A 15,039-nucleotide genomic window follows, 5' to 3' on the forward strand; every position below is an offset into this window, starting at 1 on the left:
ATCACCTCCTCGAGACCAGTCAAGACCTTGTCACCGTGTCAAGGTCAAGGAACTCGCCGGACGAACGCGCGCCGCCCCCGCCGGGCGGAACCCGGCGGGGGCGGCGAGGTGGTGCTGTGCGCGATGTCAGGACCGGCTCAGGCCTTCCGCTGCCGGATGGCCTCGAAGACGGACGGATCGACCAGCGTCGAGGTGTCGCCGAGTTCGCGTCCTTCGGCGACGTCCTTGAGGAGGCGGCGCATGATCTTGCCCGAGCGGGTCTTCGGCAGTTCGGGCACGACGTTGATCTCGCGGGGTTTGGCGATGGGCGAGATCTCGATGGAGACCTGTTCGCGCAGTTCCTTGATCAACTGGTCGCCGGAGTCCTCGACACCTTCGCGCAGGATGACGAATGCGACGATGCCCTGTCCGGTGGTCTCGTCGGCGGCGCCGATGACGGCGGCCTCGGCGACGCCGGAGTGTCCGACGAGCGCACTCTCGACCTCGGCGGTCGAGATGCGGTGGCCCGAGATGTTCATGACGTCGTCGACGCGGCCGAGCACCCAGAGCGCGTGGTCGTCGTCGTAGCGGGCGCCGTCGCCGGCGAAGTACCAGCCCTGCTCGGCGAAGCGGGACCAGTAGGTCTCGCGGAAGCGCTCCTCGTCGCCCCAGATGCCGCGCAGCATCGACGGCCACGGCTGGTCCAGCACCAGGTAACCCTGCTCGCCTGCACCGACCGGGTTGCCCTGATCGTCGACGATGTTGGCCGAGATGCCGGGCAGCGGTGCCATGGCCGAGCCGGGTTTGGTGGTGGTCACCCCGGGCAGCGGACTGATCATGATGGCGCCGGTCTCGGTCTGCCACCAGGTGTCGACGATCGGTGCCTTGTCGCCGCCGATGACCTCGCGGTACCACTTCCAGGCCTCGGGGTTGATCGGCTCACCGACGCTGCCGAGCAGCCGCACCGACGACAGGTCGTGCGCGTCGGGGATCTCGCGGCCCCACTTCATGAAGGTGCGGACGAGTGTGGGCGCGATGTAATAGATGGTGACGCCGTACTTTTCGATGATCTCGAAGTGACGGTGCTCGTTGGGCGAGTTGGGGGTGCCCTCGTAGATGACCTCGGTGGCTCCGTTCGACAGCGGCCCGTACACGAGGTAGGAGTGTCCGGTCACCCAGCCGATGTCGGCGCCGCACCAGAAGATGTCGCGGCCCTCTTTGTGGTCGAAGACGTAGTGGAAGGTGTAGGACGCCTGGGTGAGGTAGCCGCCCGAGGAGTGCACGATGCCCTTGGGTTTGCCGGTGGTGCCGGAGGTGTAGAGCAGGAAGAGCGGGTGTTCGGCGTCGAAGGCCTCGGGTTCGTGCGTGGTCGACTGCTCGTCGACGGTGTCCTCCCACCACACGTCACGGCCGTCGACCCAGGGCAGGTCGGGATCGTGGTTGGTGCGGCGCACCACCAGGACCTTCTCGATCGATTTCGCGGCGTCGTCACCGCTGCCGAGCGCCTCGTCGACGGCGGCCTTGAGCGGGGCGGGCTTGCCGCGGCGGTATTGGCCGTCGGTGGTGATGACCAACTTCGCCTCGGCGTCATCGACACGCGAACGCAGTGCGCCGGAGGAGAATCCGGCGAACACCACCGAGTGGGTCAGGCCCAGGCGGGCGCAGGCCAGCATCGAGACGATGGCCTCGGGGACCATCGGCATGTAGATGGCCACGCGGTCACCGGCGACCAGGCCGATGGAGGCGAACCAGTTGGCGGCCTTGGACACCTCGTCCTGCAGTTGGGCGTAGGTGAGGTCGCGGGTGTCGCCGGGCTCGCCGACCCAGTGGATCGCGACCCGATCGCCCTTGCCTGCGGCGACATGGCGGTCCACGCAGTTGTAGGCGACGTTGAGCTTGCCGCCGACGAACCATTTCGCGAACGGTGCATCCGACCAGTCCAGGGTGTCGGTGAAATCGGTGGCCCAGTCCAGACGGCGCGCCTGCTCGGCCCAGAACTCCAGACGATCGGCATCGGCACGGTCATAGAGTTCGGCACCGGCGTTGGCCTGTGCGACGAACTCCTCCGACGGTGGATACCCCTGGGCGGACGACGTGGTGGCGGGAGACATCGGTCAGGTGAGCCTTTCACTATCGACGGACATAACGGCGTGACGTGCATGATTGCCGGGTTCTCATTGTGAGGGTAGTCACGTTGGAAGCCCGTTGCAGGTGCCGATCTGCCGGACTACCGCAGATCCGCGACGAATGGTCCCATGGGCACGACGAGCGGTGCAGCGCGTCCCGGCCGGTCCGGTCGCTGCGCCCGATCACTATCGTGAGGAGGCGTGAGAACTGATCCCCTCGCGCCGCTGCTCGAGCTACCCGGCGTCGCCGCCGCTGCCGACCGGGCGCGCGATGCGTTGAGCGCGGTCCATCGGCATCCGGCGAATCTGCGCGGCTGGGACAAGACGTCGACCGAGGCGTCCTGGCGGGCGGGTCGGTCGTCGGCCGCGATCGACGGTGGCAGCGTGGAGTTGCGCCGCGACGGCGACTTCGACGATCCGCTGCTGGCCGGCGCGATGCGGGTGGCCCAGGCCCTCGACGGCGATGCCCTCGATCAGCTCACCGCGGTGTTCCGGCGGGCGCCCGCGCAGGCGTTCGCGCGGCTGCACATGCTGGCCGCCGCCGACCTCGTCACCGATCCGGACGACCTCGGCCGGCCGAGCGCGCAAGAGGGCGTCGCCGGGCGCCTCGATCTGCTCGCGCAACTGATCACCGGCGCGACGTCGGTGCCCGCGCCCGTGCTCGCGGCGGTCGTGCACGGCGAACTGCTCGGCGTGGGCGCTTTCCCCACCGCGAACGGCGTCGTGGCCCGGGCGGCATCACGGCTGGTGTGCACGTCGTCGGGGCTCGACCCGCACAATCTCGGTGTGCCCGAGGTGACGTGGCTGCGCCGCCTCGACGACTACCGGACGTTGTCGGCGGGATTCGCCGAGGGGAGTCCGGACGGGGTCGGCGGATGGATCGTGCTGTGTTGCGAGGCGCTCGAGGCCGGCGCCGCCGAGGCCCGGTCCATCGCGGACGCCGCGCGAGCGGGTTAGCCGGCGGTGCAAGGACTTTCGAGCTCCCGATGAGCCCCCACAACGCACTGCGGGCGGCCTCTCGGCCAGTGAACTGGCCGGGTTGCCGCCCGCGTAGCACGGACTCAAGTTACCAAGCGTGCTTGGTGGGTTGTGTGGACCGCCTCGGCGAGGGACCGCGTGCTGGTCGGTTCGCCCCGGTGTGACCCATGTTCGAATGACGGTACCGTGCAGTCGAATCGAGCTTGTTCGGATCGATTCTTTCCGTCTGGCGAACCTTGCGGTTCGGGTTGATCGGATCGATTCGTCCGGCCCGACGGGGAACTCCTCTTGTTCCCGTCTACGGCCCGTGATGGTCACCGGTTTGTTCCGTGCCAGCCGACGATGTCGCAGGCGCACAACGCTTTTGCCTTATGCGGCTTGCTCCGCGTGGGTGCTTGCCGCCCGTGCTGGGAAGTGCTCGGCGTGGGGGTCCGTTCCTTCTCTTCCGGAGCGAACTTTGCCTTCCGAGATTCCGTAATCCCTTTTGTACACCGTGACCGCGGTCACATCAAGGGTCATTCGGACCAACATTCGGTGGTGTCGTTGTGCTCGACTCAGGCACTGCGATCGCGGTGCCGGCGGGCGAGCAGGGTGTGCACGCCCAGTCCGCTCGCAGCGGCCACGCCGGCCCCGAGCGCCAGTGCCGCGGCCATCCGCGACGACGGCGTGGGGATGCGGGTGCGCAGCGGCACGGGGCGGTTGAAGCTCAGCACCGGCCAGCCCTCGTCGGCCGCCCGCTTGCGCAGTTGCCGGTCCGGATTGACCGCCACCGGATGGCCGACCGCCGACAGCATCGGAAGGTCGGTGATGGAATCCGAGTAGGCATAACACTCGGCGAGGTCATAGCCGTGGATCTCTGCGCGGGTCGCCATCGCGGCGGCCTTGTTCGCTCCGTAGCAATAGAATTCGAGCTCGCCGGTGTAGTGGCCGTCGACGACTTTCATGTCGCTCGCATCGACATGATCGACGCCGAGCATCTCGCCGATCGGCTCCACCATCTCGCGCCCGGACGCCGAGATCAGCACGACGTCATGGCCGCGTGCCCGATGGTCGGTGATGAGGTCGGCGGCCTCGGCGAACACGAGCGGGTTGACGATGTCGTCGAGCGTTTCGTTGACGATGGTCCGGACCTGTTCGACATCCCATCCGCGACACATGTCGGTGACGTGGCGACGGAGATTCTCGACCTGATCGTGGTCGGCCGCGGTCACCAGGAACAGGAACTGGGCGTAGCTGGACTTCAGCACGGACCGCCGGTTGATGAGGCCCTCGTCGAAGAACGGACGGGAGAACGCCAGGGCGCTCGACTTCGCGATGACCGTCTTGTCGAGGTCGAAGAACGCGGCGACCCGGCGTGGCTGATCGGCCGAAGGCATCGACATCGGCCCCTTCGGCGAGGTGTCGGTCACGGAGTCAGACTACGGTCCGCGCACCCTCGGCGGTAGCCCCTCATGCAACGTCATTGCAGCGTGAATCCGCAGGCAGCGATATGAAAATGTGACCTCCGCGGCCGGTTCGTTGTGGTTGCAATGATCGAAAATCGGTGTGTATAGTCGGCCGTAACCGGTTAACCCCGGTGCCTTTCAGCCCGACCCCCGGGGCTGAAACGCGATGACCCCGGCCTCCTCCCCCCCTGGCCGGGGTCGTCCTCTGTTCAGGGCCTTTTTCGCCCACGAGCACCTGGTCTCCCGCCGAGTACGCCCGGTCGGCTGGCGTGGGTTCTGGCGGTCCCGCCAAAACCGGGACACTTGACCAAGCAGTTGCTAGGTTCCCTCGATACGGCGAAGTCGGGGAGGACTCTCATGTCGATCATTCGAAGCACAGGTGTCACCAGTCGTGCGGTCCGGGCAGGTGCGACGATCGCGATGGTCATCGCATGTGCACTGGCGGTCCTTGGTGCCGGTCCGGCGTCCGCGGCGCCCCGCGCGCCGCTGCCCGAGTCGTACAACTTCTTCTCCGGCATCCCGCCCGAGCTCGCGCACCCCGGCGGTTCTCTCCCCGGCTCCAACGACTTCACCTGCCGACCGTCGGCCCGACACCCCCGGCCGGTGGTCCTCGTCCATGGCACCGGCGGTTCGCAGCAGACCAACTGGGGAGCCTATGTCGCGATGCTCGCGAACCGCGGCTACTGCGTGTTCGCCCTGACCTACGGTGCGCTGCCGGGTGCCCCCTGGCCGGTGTCGGCCATCGGCGGCATGACCCGCATGGAGCCGAGCGCGGCTGCGCTGTCGCGGTTCGTCGACCGTGTGCTCGCGTCGACCGGCGCGAAGACCGTTGATCTGGTCGGCCACTCGCAGGGCACTTACATGCCGACCTACTACCTGAAATACCTCGGCGGGGCGCCCAAGGTCACCAAGTACGTCTCGCTGGCCCCGCTCTGGCGCGGTTCCTTCGAGGGCACGCCGTTCGTTCCGCTCGCCAAGGCGATCCTCGGCGACGCCGACATGCCGATCTGCGCCGCATGCGGACAGATGGGGGCCGGAACGCCGATGAACGCGGCGATCTGGCGCGGGGGCAGCCCGTACGTGCGGGGCATCGACTACACCAACATCTCCACCCGCTACGACGAACTCGTGGTGCCGTACACGGCCGGCCAGGTACCGGGTCGGGCCGGCGAGCAGGTACGCAACATCGTCGTCCAGGACAGTTGCCCGCAGGATCACAGCGAGCACATGGCGATCGCCGGTTCGCGGCGAGCGGCGTTCATGGTGCTCAACGCGCTGGATCCGGCGCATCCGGTCCGCGTGCCGTGCGAGTACGTGCCACCGTTCACCGGCTGAACCCACCTATCCCACCTATCCCACCTACGCCCGATCCAGCCGATTCATCCACAATCTCAACGGATTCCACAGTTTCGGTCGGCGAGCGCGGGGACATCCAGTTCGGCGACCGCACAACGCCACGATGGATACGTGGCCGATGAACTCCTCGCCCTGGTGGGCGCTGACCTGCACGACGACGTCGCCCGGTGTGCGGCGGCGGCCGGGTACCGAATCCTGACCGCACACCCGGCGAGCTGTCGACGAGAATGGCTGCGGGCGAGCGCGGTTGCCGCCGATGCCGATGCGCTCCGTGTCCTGGCCGGACTCAGTCCGCCGCGCCGCGACGGCGTCGTGATGGTCACCGACGGTGACCCGCCGCCCGAGATCTGGCGCTCGGCGATGAATCTCGGTGCGGAGAACGCGGTGTCGCTGCCCGCCGAGGAGTCGACGTTGGTCGGGCTGCTGACCGACTTCCGTTCGCCGCGCGGCAATCCCGCGGGTGCGGTCGCGGTGGTCGGCGGACACGGCGGGGCGGGTGCGACCACACTGGCCGCGGCGGTCGCCTTGACCGCCGTCGATCATGCATCGCGGGTGCTGCTGCTCGACGTCGACGAGTTCGGTGCCGGCATCGACCTCACCCTGGGCATCGAGGCGCGCGCCGGTGTGCGCTGGCAGGATCTGACGTTGGAGGGCGGCACGGTTCGCGCCGATTCCCTGCACAACGCGTTGCCGCAGTGCAATGACCGACTGTCCGTCCTCGCTCCCCGCCGCGACAGTCCGCACGCTCTGGGTGCCGACGCGGTCATCGCCGCGATGGATGCGGGCCGGGCCGGTGGCGACACCGTCGTGGTCGACCTGCCGCGCTCGGCTGGTCCGGTCACCGATGCCGTCCTGGACTCCGTGGACCTCGTCGTCATCGTCACGACGGCGACCGTGCACGGTGTCGCGTCGTCGCGGATGGTCGCGGCCCGCATGTGTGGTCGTGGGGTCATCGCCGGGCTGGCCGTCCGCGGACCGGCGCCGAGCGGACTGCGCGCGACCGAGGTGGCCACGGCCGTCGATCTGCCATTGCTCGCCGCCTACCGGTCCGACCCCGGACTGCCGGGTCGGATGGAATCCGGACGGCTCCGGGTGATGCCGCGCAGCCCACTCGGCCGGGCCGCCAGGACCATTCACCGCCGGATCGACCTGGGCGAACGGGCGGCCGCGTGACCGGCGTCCACGACGCCCTGCTCACCCGCGTCCGGGACCGGCTCGCCGCCGATGCCGCCCAACCCACCGCGGAGGTCATCGCCGACGCCATCCGGGCCGAATCGCGCGGCATGCTCGGTGACACCGATCTGCTTGCCGCCCTGCGGTTTCTGCAGACCGAGCTGATCGGGGCGGGCAAACTCGAGCATCTGCTGGCCGAGCCGGACATCGCCGACATCCTCGTCGTCGGGCCCGACCGGGTCTGGGTCGACCGCGGCAGCGGGCTGCAGCTCACCGACATCAGGTTCGACGACGAGGCCGCGGTCCGGCGCCTCGCCAGCCGACTGGCACTGAGCGCGGGCAAACGACTCGACGACGCCCAGCCGTGGGTCGACGGGCAACTCGCCGATCTCGGCCGTCGCGGCCATACCGTGCGGCTGCACGCGGTCATCCCGCCGGTCGCCACCGACGGAACCTGTATCTCGTTGCGCGTCCTGCGCACCGCCACCAGGGACTTCGACGATCTGGTGGGTTTGGGGGCGATCCCCGCGGAGACCGTCGCACCCCTGCGGGCGATGCTGCGGACCCGATTGGCGTTCCTCATCGTCGGCGGGACGGGCTCGGGCAAGACGACATTGCTCGGATCGCTGATCGGGGAGATGGGTGCGACCGAACGCATCCTCTGTGTCGAGGACGCACTGGAGCTCGACCCGCCGCACCCGCACGTCGTCCGGCTGGTCGCGCGGACGCCGAATGTCGAGGGCGCGGGGGAGGTGCCGGTGCGGGCCCTGGTGCGCCAGGCGTTGCGCATGCGGCCGGACCGGATCGTCGTCGGTGAGGTGCGCGGGGCAGAGGTCATCGATCTGCTGACCGCCCTCAACACCGGTCACGAGGGCTGTGCCGGAACACTTCACGCGAACTCGACCGCGGAGGTGCCGGCGCGGATGGAGGCACTGGCGGCGCTCGGCGGGATGGACCGCTCGGCGCTGCACAGCCAGCTCGCCGCGGCCGTGCACGTGGTCCTCGGTGTCGCGCGAACACCCGGCGGATCGCGAGGGCTGACCGAGATCGGGTTGGTCGTCCGCGGCGACGACGGCTTCGTTCGCATCCGCACGGTCTGGCTGCGATCGGTCGGATTCACCGATGCCCTCGGCGAATTCGATGCCATGCTGACCGCCCGGACGATGCGATGACGCTCGTGCTGCTCGCGGTGGCCGTCGCAGTGCACTGGTGGCCGGCCACTCGCGTCGAGCATCGGCTGACCACCTTGAATGTCTCGGTACGGTCCGCACCGTCGGTGCCGTGGACCGTGATCGGGGCATGCGCGGCGCCGGTGGTCGCGATGATCGCCGGCAGCGGTCAGGTCGCCGTCGCGGTGTCACTGGTGTGCGTCACGCTGATGTGGCGCCGCCGGCGGTCGCGGCGGACCCGCGGGCAGGAGCAGGAAGCCTCTGACCTCGCGCTGGCACTGTCGGTGATGATCGCGGAACTGTCCGTCGGTGCCCCTCCCGCACACGCATGTGCGTCGGCGGCTCGCGAGCTCGCTCGTGCACGGGCCGACTCGCCCGTGGTGGCCGGACTCGGCACGATGGCCGGCCGGGCCGAGCTCGGCGGGGAGGTCGTCGCGGAGGGGGAGGCATCCGGGCATCTCTCGTGGCGCCGGGTCGGGGTCGCCTGGCAGCTGGCCGACCGGCACGGCTTGCCGATCGTCGAGCTGCTGGAATCGGTCCGCGCAGACCTCCTCGCGCGCAAGCAGTTCGCGGCCCGAACCCGTGCCGGGCTGGCCGGCCCGCGGGCAACCGCGACCGTACTCGCGGGCCTGCCGGTCATCGGCATCCTGCTGGGGGAGCTGATGGGGGCGCATCCGCTGGGGGTCCTTCTTGGGGGCCGGCTGGGTGGGCTGCTGCTCATCATCGGCACCGCGCTGTCGATGGCCGGACTGGTCTGGGCCGATCGGATCACCGATCGTGTGGCGAACCGGTGAATGCCGCGGCGTTGATCGCCTGCACCATCATCGCTGTCGCACTGTGGGTCTGGCCGTCGTCGCGGTGGTCGCTATACCGGGTCACCGACAAGCCCGGAGCGGATGGCGACGAGGGCGGATCGTCGTCCCGCCGCCCCGACGACCCATTCGCGATCGCCGCGTCATTCGACCTGTTCGCGGTATGCCTGCGGGCCGGTCTGCCGATAGGGGGTGCGGCCGGGGTGGTCGCCGACTCGGCGCCCGTGGGCCTCGCGCAACCGCTCGCGGCGACCGCGGATCTCCTCGGCCTCGGCGCCGATCCCGAACATGCCTGGCGCACTTTCGGTCCGGCAGCGGATCGCCGTCGCCGGTCCGGTCCATCGACGGAATCCGACGTCTTCGACGCGTTGGCAACGCTCGCGCGCCGTTCGGCGAGATCCGGATCGTCGTTGGCCGGGGGGCTCGCGGAGCTCGCCGACAGCACCCGGCGTCAGGCGCACGATGATGCCCTGGCGGCAGCCGAACGTGCCGGGGTGGCGATCAGCGGGCCGCTCGGGCTCTGTTTCCTGCCGGCGTTCGTCTGCCTCGGCATCGTGCCCGTGGTGATCGGACTGGCCGGCACGGTCCTCGGCGGCTGAACCGACGATGACCGCGCCGAACCCGATGGAGCCGAATCGCCTCCGGGTGCGTCCAAGTATCAGCACACAAGTGCATTTACAGGAGGTCAGAACATCATGGTGGACAACATCTTCCGACAGCCGGTGGCGCGACTGCAGACCGCGGTGTGGCGGGCGGTCACCGACGATGAGGGCATGAGCACCGCGGAGTATGCGATCGGCACCATCGCGGCCGCCGCCTTCGGGGCCATCCTCTACACGGTGGTCACCGGCGACAACATCGTGTCCGCGCTCACCGGCATCATCGGCAAGGCGCTCAACACGTCGGTGGGCTGAGTCATCGGACTTCTCGGACGGGTCCTCGACGATGACCGGGGGATGGTCACCGTCGAGGGTGCGTATGCGATTGCCGCGATCGTCGGCACGGTGGTCATCGGTGTGGGCGCGGTGGCGGGCGCCTCGGTCCAGATCCGGTGCACCGACGCGGCCCGGGAGGCGGCGCGGCTCACCGCGATCGGTGACGAGTCGGCGCGTGCGACGGCCGCAGCGCTCGTCGGAGCCGGCGCGCGCATCACCATCACCGACAGCGGTGCGCGGATCGTCGCGGAGGTGTCGGCGGGTGTGCCGTTGCTGCCCGCCCTCGAATTGTCCGCGCGGGCGGTCGCGGCAAAGGAACCCGACGGACCCGTGGTGGTCGAGGGGGATGGCGCCGAGGCGGGCCCGGCGGACACCGTCATCGACGAACCCGACCCCGAGGAGCCGCCGTGATGCGAGCGAAACTGCGCTGCTGCGATGACCGCGGATTCGCCACGATCCTCGGAGCCTTCGTGATCGCGGCGATCGCGGCCGTTTCGGTGGTGATGCTCTACGTGGGTGCGGCCGTGCTGGCGCGTCACCGTGCGCAGTCCGCCGCGGATCTGGCCGCGCTTGCTGCGGCGCAGGACCATGTGGTCGCCGAACCGGATCCGTGTGCGACCGCCCGGCAGGTGGCCGACGCCCAGCAGGTCCGTGCACGGATCGACGGGTGTGCGGTCGACGGCGTGGACGTGGTGCTCACCGTAGAGGTACCGGTGGAGCTCGGCCCGTTCGGCGTGCATGTCGCGAAGGCCTCGGCGCGGGCGGGGCCGGTGGACTGAGCCGACACCCCGGGGAACACCGCGGTCCCGAACCTCTTCCAGTAACCGCGATCGCTGTCGTATGGTCCCTCACGTGACCGCGAATGGGACCGAGCCCCGGGTGCTCGATGAACTGGGCTACTACCTGCTGGCCGGTGCCGGCGGCGAGGGGCCGGCCGCCCTGATGGACGAGACCCGACAGGGCGAGGCCCTCGGGCTGGGTACCGCGTTCATCTCCGAACGATGGAACGTGAAGGAGGCGTCGTCACTCGTCGGGGCGGCCTGTGCGGTCAGTGAACGCATGCAGATCGCCACGGCAGCAACCAATCACAACACCCGGCATCCGCTGATCACGGCATCGTGGGCGACCACGATGCATCGATTGTCGGGCGGTCGCTTCACCCTGGGACTCGGCCGGGGAATCGCCGCCATGTACCAGGCATTCGGGGTGCCCGCGGTCACCACCGCGCAGATGGAGGACTTCGCGCAGGTGATGCGCCGACTGTGGCACGGCGAGCTGATCTTCGGCCATGACGGGCCGATCGGTTCCTATGACCTGCTCTTCCTCGATCCGGACTTCGACGAGGACATCCGACTGGCCATCGTCGCGTTCGGCCCGCAGACCCTGGCGCTCGGCGGGCGGGAGTTCGACGACGTCATCCTGCACACCTATTTCACCCCGGAGACGTTGCAGCGCAGCGTGAAGACGGTCAAGCAGGCGGCCGAGCAGGCGGGACGGGACCCCGACAGCGTGCGCGTCTGGTCGTGTTTCGCGACGGTGGGTGATCATCTGCCCGAGGAACTCCGGTTGAAGAAGACCGTCGGCCGGTTGGCCACCTATCTGCAGGGTTACGGCGACCTGCTGGTGCGCACCAACGGCTGGGATGCCGCGGTGCTGCAACGCTTCCGCGACGATCCGGTGGTGCAGTCGATACCCGGCGGAATCGACCACAAGGCCGACGCGGATCAGATCGAACACATCGCCGGGCTGATCCCCGACGAATGGCTCGAGCCGTCGGCGACCGGGTCACCCTCGCAGTGCGCTGCTCGCATCCGGCAGGAGTTCGAACTCGGGGCCGACGCCGTCATCATGCACGGCGCCTCCCCGGCCGAACTCGAGCCGGTCGTGACGGCCTACCGGGCCGGTGACTGAACCCGGCCGCCCCGTCACGCGTCGTCGCCGCCGACCACGATCCGTTCCGGGTAGACGCGGCGAGACTGCAACGGCGCGAACCAGATCTGGCCGAAATCGATCGCGTCGTCGCCCAGGTACCCGAGACCGAAGGCGTCGGTGTCCGGGGCGTCCGGCATGTAGCGGGTCGCGGCACGGACGAACGGCGTCCAGTGGACCAGTTCACCTTCGGTGAGGAACGCGCCGGCGATGGCCCGGCTGCGGAGGTGCCGAGGCGCAGTCGGTGAGAGCGGGTCGTGGTCGGCGGCCGCGAGGTAGACCTCGCCGAGGCCCGGGGTGACGTGTGGTCCGACCATCGCGCTCTGCAGATACCAGTGCGCCGTGCGGACCACCGCGGCGTGATATCCGCCGCGCTGAGCGGCGCACCAGGCGTAATGGAGATCGAGCGCATCCATCGCGGCGTCGTGATCGAAGAACACGTCGCGCTCGCCGATGGTCGCGGGCAGCGAGTCGGCGTTCTCGGTCGGCCGGGCGAGCAGGAAGTACGCGGGCCGCGCGGACGTGATCGTTCGCGAGGAGTTCTCGCGGCCGTCGGTCCGATCGTCAGTCATGACTCGAGTATTGCCGACCGAGCAGCGTGAGGACCTTGATCGCGCCGTCTTTGTCGAGCGGATCGTTACCGTTGCCACACTTCGGCGACTGCACGCACGACGGGCATCCGGCCTCGCATCGACAGCTCGACACGGCATCCCGGGTGGCGGCGATCCAGGTGGCGAAGGCGGCGAAGCCGCGGTCGGCGAACCCTGCGCCGCCCATGTAGCCGTCGTAGACGAACACGGTGGGCAGCCCGGTGTCGGGGTGCTGGTTGGTCGACAGTCCGCCGATGTCCCATCGATCGCAGGACGCGACCAGCGGCAGCAGCCCGATCGCGGCATGCTCGGCGGCGTGCAACGCGCCGGGGAACCGGCCGACGGTGACCCCCACACCCTCCAGGGATTCCGGTGTCAGCGTGTACATCACCGCGCGGGTGCTCAACGTCTGTCGCGGCATGTCGAGTTCGACGGCGTCGAGGACCTCACCCGACAGCAGGGTGCGCAGGTAGCCGACCACCTGATGGGTGACGTCGACCTCCACCAGCGCGACCGTCAGGTCCCCCAGGTCGAGACGCTGCACCACGTCGGTGACGGTGATGTCGGTGGTCTCGCGGGCCGACGTGGTCCAGTCGGGTTCCTCCGGGTGCGCCAGCGCCAACCCGTCGGTGAGGTCCAGTTCGTCGACGACGTAGGAGGCGCCCTGATGGATGTGCAGCGCGCCGGGGTGAACAGTCGACATCGCACGACCCGAGTCGACGGTGCCCAGCAATTGCGACGTCGTGGTGTCCACGATCAGGACCTGCCCACCTATCCCGCCCCGGATGTCGATGTCGGCGTGCGGTTCCACCCCCGCCGCCACATACCAGCCGGCCTTGCGGCGCTTGAGCATGCCGTCGGCGGCCAGCTTCGCAACGGTCTCGGTGGCCTGCCACTTCTCGATCTCGCTGTCCTGCAAGGGGAGCTCGGCCGCCGCGCAGAGCAGATGCGGACCCAGGATGTACGGGTTCGTCGGATCGGTGACGGTGGCCTCCACCGGACGGCCGAGCAACGCCTCCGGATGATGCACGAGATAGGTGTCGAGCGGATCGTCGCGGGCGACGAGGACGACCAGGGAATCCCCGGAAGTCCGCTGCCGTCCCGCCCGCCCGGCCTGCTGCCAGAACGAGGCGACCGTCCCCGGATAGCCGCCGACGATCACCGCGTCGAGGCCGCTGATGTCCACCCCGAGTTCGAGTGCGTTGGTGGTGGCCACACCGATCAGCTCCCCGTCGGAGATCGCACGCTCGAGCCGTCGACGATCGTCGGCGAGATAGCCGGCCCGGTAGGCGGCCACCTTGTCGACGAGATCGGGGGCGGTCTGCGAGAGCAGATGACGTGCTTGGCGCGCGGTCAGTTCCACACCCCGCCGGCTGCGCTGGAAGCAGAGGGTGCGGGCGCCCTCCACGACGAAATCGGCCAGCAGTCGGGCTGATTCGGAGCCCGCCGAGCGGCGGATCGGGGCGCCGTTCTCGCCGGTCACCACGGGCAGGAAATCCGGCTCCCACAGTGCGACGGTCCGTTCACCGCGGGGGGAGCCGTCATCGGTGACGGCGATCGCCGGCTCGCCGATCAAGCGGGTCAAGGCTTCTGCGGGTTCGGCCATCGTCGCGCTGGTGCCGATGACCGTCGGATCACCACCGGCGGACCGGGCGATCCGCAACAGGCGTTGTAGAACAAGTGCAGTGTGCGAACCGAATACGCCCCGATAGTGGTGGGCCTCGTCGACCACGATGTAGGCGAGATGTCGGAAGAAGTGTCGCCACCGCGCGTGTCCGGAGAGGATGCCGATGTGCAGCATGTCCGGATTCGTGAAGATCCATCGCGAGTGCGCCCGAGCCCACTGCCGTACCTCAACATCTGTGTCACCGTCGTACGCGCACGGTTGCAGATGGATGAACTCCCGGCGTCCGGCAGATGACCCGCCCGGCCCCGATGCCATGAGTAGCGAAGTCACCGAACGGATCTGGTCGGCACCGAGTGCCTTGGTCGGCGAGAGATAGAGCGCCGTCGCATTCGGATCCTTCGACAGCGTGGTCAGAATGGGTAATTGGTACGCCAGCGACTTTCCGGATGCGGTGCCGGTGCACAGCGCGACATGTTCTCCGCGATAAGCGGCCTCGGCCGCGACGGCCTGATGGGTCCACGGTTGCTCGACGCCGGATTCGACGAAGGCGTTCACCAGCTCGGGCGGTGCCCATTCCGGCCACTCGGTGAATGATGCTGCCCGCGAACCGATTACCGACATGTGAGTGAGGCACGACGCCTCGGCGTCGGTGCCCGCCATGCTGCGGTGAAGGAGTTCGGAACCGAATGTTGGATTCTGCATTGTTGCTCGATCAAACGCCGACGGCGTTCGCCAACGTGGACTCCGATGTTACTTCGGGATGTCGAAACGACGAAAAAAGCGAGGTTTTCGCCCAGTTTGGTTGGGGTGACTATCGCGGGCGGTCCGAACATGATTGACTAGTGGCGGTCGCAGCTTTCGTGAGGCGCCGGACATCCGGTTGCGCAGCGAGATCGTGTTTCGGCCGTGGTACTGAGGCT

The 15,039-nt window shown here is 68.8% G+C and carries 14 protein-coding genes; 10 read left to right on the forward strand and 4 right to left on the reverse strand.

Annotated features, from left to right (window positions below):
* Positions 1–137 precede the first annotated feature (137 nt).
* On the reverse strand, positions 138–2,090 hold the full coding sequence (gene acs / locus D7316_RS19930; protein WP_124709799.1) for an acetate--CoA ligase: 1,953 nt from the start codon (positions 2,088–2,090) through the stop codon (positions 138–140).
* 216 nt (positions 2,091–2,306) lie between these two features.
* Between acs and D7316_RS19935 the strand changes: the two genes are divergently transcribed.
* Positions 2,307–3,062 carry a Fic family protein gene (locus tag D7316_RS19935; RefSeq protein WP_124709800.1) on the forward strand — a complete coding sequence of 252 codons (756 nt, stop codon included), beginning with the start codon at positions 2,307–2,309 and terminating at the stop codon, positions 3,060–3,062.
* A 575-nt stretch (positions 3,063–3,637) separates the two neighbouring features.
* Here the strand turns inward: D7316_RS19935 and D7316_RS19940 are convergent.
* Positions 3,638–4,459, reverse strand: a complete 822-nt coding sequence (locus D7316_RS19940) for an HAD family hydrolase (protein ID WP_408610075.1) — start codon at positions 4,457–4,459, stop codon at positions 3,638–3,640.
* A 426-nt stretch (positions 4,460–4,885) separates the two neighbouring features.
* Between D7316_RS19940 and D7316_RS19945 the strand changes: the two genes are divergently transcribed.
* The 9 genes from D7316_RS19945 to D7316_RS19980 all read left to right on the forward strand — a co-directional run bounded on the left by D7316_RS19945 (position 4,886) and on the right by D7316_RS19980 (position 11,884).
* Complete coding sequence (locus D7316_RS19945; RefSeq protein ID WP_124709801.1) at positions 4,886–5,863, forward strand: esterase/lipase family protein; 978 nt, start codon at positions 4,886–4,888, stop codon at positions 5,861–5,863.
* A gap of 132 nt (positions 5,864–5,995) precedes the next feature.
* Positions 5,996–7,057: a septum site-determining protein Ssd gene (ssd, locus tag D7316_RS19950; RefSeq protein WP_124709802.1), complete on the forward strand. Its 1,062-nt coding sequence runs from the start codon at positions 5,996–5,998 to the stop codon at positions 7,055–7,057.
* Entirely contained in the window at positions 7,054–8,229 is a 1,176-nt protein-coding gene (locus tag D7316_RS19955; protein WP_124709803.1) for a TadA family conjugal transfer-associated ATPase, read from the forward strand. Before ssd ends, D7316_RS19955 begins: the two co-directional genes overlap by 4 nt.
* Positions 8,226–9,020 (forward strand): type II secretion system F family protein, encoded by a 795-nt coding sequence (locus D7316_RS27280; protein ID WP_197718273.1) that lies wholly within the window; start codon positions 8,226–8,228, stop codon positions 9,018–9,020. The genes D7316_RS19955 and D7316_RS27280 overlap by 4 nt, the downstream gene beginning before the upstream one ends.
* Positions 9,017–9,637, forward strand: coding sequence for a type II secretion system F family protein (locus tag D7316_RS27285; protein ID WP_197718274.1), 621 nt, complete (start codon positions 9,017–9,019; stop codon positions 9,635–9,637). The genes D7316_RS27280 and D7316_RS27285 overlap by 4 nt, the downstream gene beginning before the upstream one ends.
* Positions 9,638–9,733: 96 nt before the next feature.
* Positions 9,734–9,952: a DUF4244 domain-containing protein gene (locus tag D7316_RS19965; protein ID WP_124709805.1), complete on the forward strand. Its 219-nt coding sequence runs from the start codon at positions 9,734–9,736 to the stop codon at positions 9,950–9,952.
* Between the two features lie 42 nt (positions 9,953–9,994).
* Positions 9,995–10,384: a TadE family type IV pilus minor pilin gene (locus D7316_RS19970; RefSeq protein WP_232016991.1), complete on the forward strand. Its 390-nt coding sequence runs from the start codon at positions 9,995–9,997 to the stop codon at positions 10,382–10,384.
* Entirely contained in the window at positions 10,384–10,752 is a 369-nt protein-coding gene (locus tag D7316_RS19975) for an Rv3654c family TadE-like protein (RefSeq protein ID WP_124711459.1), read from the forward strand. The genes D7316_RS19970 and D7316_RS19975 overlap by 1 nt, the downstream gene beginning before the upstream one ends.
* 73 nt (positions 10,753–10,825) lie before the next feature.
* Complete coding sequence (locus D7316_RS19980; protein ID WP_232016992.1) at positions 10,826–11,884, forward strand: TIGR03857 family LLM class F420-dependent oxidoreductase; 1,059 nt, start codon at positions 10,826–10,828, stop codon at positions 11,882–11,884.
* A gap of 14 nt (positions 11,885–11,898) precedes the next feature.
* Here D7316_RS19980 and D7316_RS19985 read toward each other — a convergent pair whose 3' ends face one another.
* Both D7316_RS19985 and D7316_RS19990 read right to left on the reverse strand, forming a co-directional pair.
* On the reverse strand, positions 11,899–12,474 hold the full coding sequence (locus D7316_RS19985; RefSeq protein WP_124709807.1) for a hypothetical protein: 576 nt from the start codon (positions 12,472–12,474) through the stop codon (positions 11,899–11,901).
* Positions 12,467–14,821, reverse strand: coding sequence for a DEAD/DEAH box helicase (locus D7316_RS19990; RefSeq protein WP_124709808.1), 2,355 nt, complete (start codon positions 14,819–14,821; stop codon positions 12,467–12,469). Before D7316_RS19990 ends, D7316_RS19985 begins: the two co-directional genes overlap by 8 nt.
* Positions 14,822–15,039 lie beyond the last annotated feature (218 nt).

Origin of the sequence: Gordonia insulae (assembly GCF_003855095.1) — a bacterium.
Taxonomy (GTDB): domain Bacteria; phylum Actinomycetota; class Actinomycetes; order Mycobacteriales; family Mycobacteriaceae; genus Gordonia; species Gordonia insulae.

What these genes read in the sequence shown, in the direction of transcription:
- acs (WP_124709799.1), bottom strand. Translation starts at nt 2,090, where the DNA reads ATGTCTCCCGCCACCACGTCGTCCGCCCAGGGGTATCCACCGTCGGAG.
- D7316_RS19940 (WP_408610075.1), bottom strand. Translation starts at nt 4,459, where the DNA reads ATGCCTTCGGCCGATCAGCCACGCCGGGTCGCCGCGTTCTTCGACCTC.
- D7316_RS19945 (WP_124709801.1), top strand. Translation starts at nt 4,886, where the DNA reads ATGTCGATCATTCGAAGCACAGGTGTCACCAGTCGTGCGGTCCGGGCA.
- D7316_RS27280 (WP_197718273.1), top strand. Translation starts at nt 8,226, where the DNA reads ATGACGCTCGTGCTGCTCGCGGTGGCCGTCGCAGTGCACTGGTGGCCG.
- D7316_RS19965 (WP_124709805.1), top strand. Translation starts at nt 9,734, where the DNA reads ATGGTGGACAACATCTTCCGACAGCCGGTGGCGCGACTGCAGACCGCG.
- D7316_RS19970 (WP_232016991.1), top strand. Translation starts at nt 9,995, where the DNA reads ATGGTCACCGTCGAGGGTGCGTATGCGATTGCCGCGATCGTCGGCACG.
- D7316_RS19975 (WP_124711459.1), top strand. Translation starts at nt 10,384, where the DNA reads ATGCGAGCGAAACTGCGCTGCTGCGATGACCGCGGATTCGCCACGATC.
- D7316_RS19985 (WP_124709807.1), bottom strand. Translation starts at nt 12,474, where the DNA reads ATGACTGACGATCGGACCGACGGCCGCGAGAACTCCTCGCGAACGATC.
- D7316_RS19990 (WP_124709808.1), bottom strand. Translation starts at nt 14,821, where the DNA reads ATGCAGAATCCAACATTCGGTTCCGAACTCCTTCACCGCAGCATGGCG.